This is a genomic window from Mesorhizobium sp. M4B.F.Ca.ET.089.01.1.1, from assembly GCF_004022605.1.
GTDB classification, from domain to species: Bacteria; Pseudomonadota; Alphaproteobacteria; order Rhizobiales; family Rhizobiaceae; genus Mesorhizobium; species Mesorhizobium abyssinicae.
The window spans coordinates 1-3,703 of record NZ_RZOS01000512.1; the positions used below are offsets into that span (position 1 = coordinate 1).

4 protein-coding genes are annotated in these 3,703 nt (G+C 64.5%); all 4 read right to left on the reverse strand.

The genetic code is table 11. The annotated features are described in order from the left end of the window. On the reverse strand, positions 1–1,072 hold a 1,072-nt coding region (locus EN780_RS29635), incomplete at its 3' end, for a glycine betaine/L-proline ABC transporter ATP-binding protein (protein ID WP_133372768.1). A gap of 75 nt (positions 1,073–1,147) precedes the next feature. After that, a complete protein-coding gene (locus EN780_RS29640; protein ID WP_127282592.1) occupies positions 1,148–2,122 on the reverse strand; it encodes an ABC transporter substrate-binding protein in 975 nt (324 codons plus the stop codon). Positions 2,123–2,506: 384 nt separating this feature from the next. After that, the gene (locus EN780_RS29645) at positions 2,507–3,292 is read right to left on the reverse strand and encodes a glucose 1-dehydrogenase (RefSeq protein ID WP_128276067.1); all 786 of its coding nucleotides are present in this window, start codon (positions 3,290–3,292) and stop codon (positions 2,507–2,509) included. Between the two features lie 8 nt (positions 3,293–3,300). Continuing rightward, the coding region (locus EN780_RS29650; protein WP_128276068.1) for an SDR family oxidoreductase at positions 3,301–3,703 on the reverse strand (403 nt) is incomplete at its 5' end.

Genomic DNA, 3,703 nt, shown 5'->3' on the forward strand with positions numbered 1-3,703 from the left:
CGGCTCCGCTGCGCTCGATGCCGGCGAGCAGGTCGATCACCGCTTGCGGCGTCACTTCGCCGATCGGCTTGCCGCTTCCGTTGATCACGGCGAAGGGCTTGCCGGCCGCGACGATACCGGCCGAGAAGCTGGCAATCTTCGCCTCCGGCGAGACTGTGCCGCCATGCTCGGCGCCGCCGCAGGCGCGCATCAGGCTCCTCGCCGAGATCACCTTGGCGCGGTCGACGTCGCGGGTGAACTCGGCGACATAGTCGGTCGCCGGATTGACCACCAGTTCTTCCGGTGTGCCGGTCTGGATGACCTCGCCATCCTTCATGATGGCGATGCGGTCGGCGAGCCGGATCGCCTCGTCGAAATCATGGGTGATGAAGACGATGGTCTTGTGCAGCATCGTTTGCAGCCGCATCAATTCGTCCTGCATCTCGCGGCGGATCAGCGGATCGAGCGCCGAGAACGGCTCGTCGAGGAACCAGATCTCCGGCTTGGTGGCGAGGCTGCGCGCGATGCCGACGCGCTGCTGCTGGCCGCCGGAAAGTTCGCGCGGATAGAAATGCTCGCGCCCGCGCAGGCCGACGAGCTCGATCACCTCGCGGGCGCGGGCCTCTCGCGTCGCCCGGTCCTGTCCCTGGATGCTCAAGGGAAAGGCGATATTGTCGAGCACGTTGAGATGCGGCAGCAGCGCGAAATTCTGGAACACCATGCCCATGCGGTGGCGTCTGAGCTCGATCAGCGCCGCATCGGAAATCTTGAGCAGGTCCTTGCCTTCGAATTCGACCTTGCCATGGCTCGGCTCGACCAGCCGCGACATGCAGCGCACCAGCGTCGACTTGCCTGAGCCGGACAGCCCCATGATGATGAAGATCTCGCCCTGGCGGATCTCGAGGTCGACGGCGCGTACCGCGCCGACCAGTCCCGCCGCCGCGATGTCGGTGGGGCTCGCCTTGCCGGCGCGCTCGCGGATGAAGCTCGCGGCATTGGCGCCGAACAGCTTCCAGACATTGCGGCAGGCAAGCTTTATCGGGCGCGCATCCCTGGGCGCACCTGCGGCCTGCGGTTCAGTCGCGTCGCTCATGCATTCGTCCTTCTGGAACGGGCAGTAGAGACCCGGCCATGCCCGGCCGGGTCTCGCAATTTCCAGTCGGAACGGTCACTGCGCCCAGGCCTTCCAGTCGGCCTCGTGGGCGGCGATCCAGGCGGCGGCGACCTCTTCCGGCGTCTTGCCGTTGAGGTCGATGTCGCCGCTCATCTTGTTGAGCTCGTCGGTGTCGATCGTATAGGCCTTGGCCACCTTGTAGGCGACCGGCCATTTCTCCTTCATGCCGCCCCAGGCATATTTCCAGATTTCGCCATGCGGCTTGCCGCAGTCGTATTTGGCGTCGGGGTTGGTGCCCCATTTGGGGTCGGTGTAGCACTCCGGCGTGTATTCGGGGAATTCGACCCACTCGCCCTTGTACTTGGCCGGCGCCCAGTGCGGCGAATAGATCCACAGCATGATCGGCGCCTTGCGCTGATAGGCGGAATCGAGCTCGGCGAACATCGCCGCGTCGGTGCCGGCATGGATGACGGTGAAGGGCAGTTTCAGCGCCTCGACGCGCTCGTCGTCAAAGCCCTCCCAGGTCACCGGGCCGCCGAGGTAGCGGCCCTTCGGCGTTGTCTCGGCCGTCGAGAAGGCCTCGGCGCATTTCGGGTCCTTCAGCGCTTCCCAGTTGGGCAGGCCGGGGCATTTCTCCTTCATGTATTCGGGGAACCACCATTCTTCCTTGGCCTTCGGGCCGAGCTTGCCCAGCCGCTCGGTCTGTCCGGTGGCGTCGGAGGCCTTCATGGCTTCGCCGGCGGTCGTGTCCCAGAATTCCAGGCCGACATCGAGGTCGCCATTGGTGAGGCCGGTGGTCAGGCTGGAGAGGTAATCGGCGGTCGGGTATTCGACCGTGTAGCCGAGCTTTTCGAGGATGCCGCCAAGAATCTTGGCGTTGAGGTTGACGCTGGTCCAGTCGAACAGGGCGATCTTGATCGGATCGCTGGATTCAGGCGCGGCGGCTTGCGCTGCCGGCGTCAGTGCGCTTGCCAGGGCAAGCGTTAGGGCTCCCATTGATGCTGTCGAAATCATGCTCCGAAGTGACATGCTTGTTCTCCTGTCAAGCTCTAGAGGATTATCGGTCGTTCCCTTCTTCTGGTCTTTTTATGATTGTGTTGGAAAAGCCGGTCGCTGCGCAAGCGCCCATCCGGCACTGAAGCCGGCGCGAAAGGGTGAGGTGATGCCAGGATGAAGGTGCCGTCCGGAGCGAGGCCGCGTCATGGCCGCCCGTCGATGGCTGCCGGGGCAGTCATCCGCGCTTCGATCGCCGCCAGCGCGGCGCTCTTGAGCATGCGAGCCATCAAGGTCCCATGATCGAGGCCCGGCGCGCCATGCGGCGAGCCGAAGCCGTTTCACAGGATGAAATTATATATACCAAGGTTCATGTCGCGCAACGCACAAACGCACTGAGCGATGCGCAATCCGACAGCCTCAGGACATGATCAGGCCGCCATCGACATTGATGGTCTGGCCGGTGATGTAGGCCGCATCGTCGCTGGCGAGGAAGCTGACCAGCCCGGAGACGTCCTCGCCGCTACCGGCACGGCCCATCGGGATGTTCTTCACCCACTCCGCCATCAACTCGCCCGGCTTGTAGTCGCCGAGCAGCTTGCCCCAGGCGGTGTCGTTATAGGCCCACATGTCGGTGTCGATGATGCCGGGGCAGATGGCGTTGACGGTGATCTTCTCCTTGGCCACTTCCTTGGCGAGGCTCTGGGTGATGCCGACGACGCCGAATTTCGAGGCCGCATAGTGCGGCGTGTAGATAAAACCCTGCCGCGCCTGGCCCGACGCGGTGTTGATCAGTCGGCCGCCCTCGCCATGCTTGCGCATGCGCCCGATCGCTTCCTGGCAGCACAGGAACACGCCCTTGGTGTTCACGGCCAGCACCTTGTCCCACTCGGCCTCGGTCATCGCTTCGATCCTGGCGATGGTGATGACGCCGGCGTTCTGCACCGAGATGTCGACGCGGCCGAATTCCTTTTCGGCGAGGTCGTAGAGTGCCGCGACCTCGTCCTTCCTGGTTACATCCATGCGCATCGAGGCAACCTTCGCGCCCGCCGCCTTGAGGCCTGCCGCGACCTCGTCCACGCGCGGATCGATGGCGCTGACCACGACCGCGGCGCCCTCCGCCGCGAAGCGTTTCGCCATCGCCGCGCCGATGCCGCCGCTGGCGCCCGTGACGACCGCCGTCTTTCCTTCAAAGCGCTTCTGCATCTTCTCTCCTACCAGCAGACGAAGCCGCCATCGACGATGAGGTCGATGCCGGTGACGAAACTCGAGGCGCGGGCCGCCAGGAACACGGTCGGTCCGACCATCTCTTCCGGCGTCGCCATGCGGCCCATCGGCGTGTCGCGCTTGAAGATTTTTATCTGCTCGGCCACCTCCGGCCGCTTGTTCATCGGCGTCAGCGTGTAGCCGGGGCTGACGACGTTGACGCGCAGGCCGCGGTCGGCCCACTCCATGGCGAGGCTTTTCGACATGTGGATCACGGCCGCCTTCGAGGAATTGTAGTGCGCCTGCGTCAGCCCGCGATTGACGATCGAGCCCGACATCGAGGCGATGTTGATGATCGACCCCCTGCGGCGCGGCAGCATGACGCGCGCCTCAGCCTGGCAAGATAGGAAC